The 1,266-nt window shown below is 44.8% G+C and carries 1 protein-coding gene; it reads right to left on the reverse strand.

Annotated features, from left to right (window positions below; genetic code table 11):
• Positions 1-101: 101 nt before the first annotated feature.
• A protein-coding gene (locus tag IX95_RS24800) for an IS3 family transposase (protein WP_152562074.1) occupies positions 102-1,266 on the reverse strand; the annotation gives its coding sequence in 2 pieces (ribosomal slippage) (positions 102-1,012 and positions 1,012-1,266; 1,166 coding nt annotated over the 2 pieces). This gene is flagged as partial in the annotation.

The following is a 1,266-nucleotide window of genomic DNA, read 5'->3' on the forward strand; positions in this document are numbered from 1 at the left end:
TTCAATTGGTTTTTAGAAACTTACCGTTATTGCCTCTAGTAATCTTCTATCCGGTATCTTATCTCATTGTCTTGGCTACTGCTAAGAAGCGCCTGTAGTGGTCAATTAAAATTGGCCACAGTTTTGTAAGTTTCCCAGTAAAGCCTTTCCGACTCATTCGGAGTTAAGCCACCGTTGTACTGGTGCGGCCTGACTTGGCTGTAGTATTTAATGATATAGCCAACAATGCTCTGCCAAGCTTCATCTAAACTACGATAACCACTAGCTGGCACCCATTCAGTTTTCAAGCTTCTAAAGAAGCGCTCCATCGGACTATTATCCCAACAGTTACCTCTCCGAGATAGACTCTGTTTAATTTGGTATCGCCATAGGGCCTGACGGTATTTCCGACTCGTATAATGCGTTCCTTGGTCGCTATGGAACATAACTCCTGTAGGCATTCCTCGTGACTCATAAGCCATCTTTAATGCTTTGATGGTCAACTGACTGTCGGGCGAAAAGGACATAGCCCAACCAACAGGTTTTCGAGCGAATAAGTCGATGACTACCGCTAAATAAGCCCAACGACTCCCTGCCCAAATATAAGTAACGTCTCCGACCCATACTTGATTTGGAGCAGTTACAACAAACTGCCTCTCCAAGTGATTGGGGATGTTTACATGTTCTAGGGGCTGCTTCCTATACTTATGTTTTGGTAGTTGCCTGCTCACTAGGCCGAGCATTTTCATTATTTTACTAGCGCGATATCGAATCAGACTCATGCCAGAATTCGTAACGATGCCTGCAATAGTTCGAGCGCCTGCTGAACCATTACTCGCATTGTGAGCCTCTTGGACAAGCGCTCTCATTCTAACTTCATTCGCAGGAATAGCTTTTGGTCGCGTTTTCCAATATTTGTAACTACTGCGATGGACACCGAATATGCTACACAGTTTGAGAATGCTGTAGCTCTGTTTGAGTCTCTCGATTATCGAGAATTTTTCAATGAGTCCGACATCAACAGAGCTGTAGCCTTTTTTATGATTTCGTTGTGCTCTTCCAGCTCGGCGATCCGCTTTTTAAGCTCTCGGATCTCTATTTGTTCTGGCGTCAGAGGTGCTGCCTTTGGGGTAATACCCTGTCTCTCTTGTTTAAGCTGCCTTACCCACTTGTCCATAGCCGATTTGCTCACATTCATCGCTTTAGAAGCTTCGCCCACGGAGTAACCTTGGTCAACAACTAGCTGAGCAGCTTCAAGTTTAAATTCTGGGCTGAAAGTTCTTCTCG

Origin of the sequence: Vibrio sp. B183 (assembly GCF_000740665.1) — a bacterium.
Classification (GTDB): Bacteria; Pseudomonadota; Gammaproteobacteria; order Enterobacterales; family Vibrionaceae; genus Vibrio; species Vibrio coralliilyticus.